A 218-nucleotide genomic window follows, 5' to 3' on the forward strand; every position below is an offset into this window, starting at 1 on the left:
AAGAAATCATTTGAACGTAATCTGCCGCACGTTAACGTAGGTACTATTGGCCACGTTGACCACGGTAAAACAACTTTGACAGCAGCACTGACTCGCGTATGTGCAGAAGTTTTCGGTGGTGAAGCCGTAGCATTTGACGGTATCGATAAGGCACCAGAAGAGCGTGAGCGTGGTATCACGATCTCTACGTCTCACGTAGAGTACGAATCTAAGATTCG

At 47.2% G+C, this 218-nt stretch carries 1 protein-coding gene; it reads left to right on the forward strand.

Annotated elements, in window-relative coordinates; genetic code table 11:
- Nucleotides 1-218, forward strand: a 218-nt coding sequence (locus BS617_RS17950) for a GTP-binding protein (protein WP_249263647.1), incomplete at both ends; no start/stop codon positions are given.

Source organism: Neptunomonas phycophila, from assembly GCF_001922575.1.
GTDB lineage: Bacteria > Pseudomonadota > Gammaproteobacteria > Pseudomonadales > Balneatricaceae > Neptunomonas > Neptunomonas phycophila.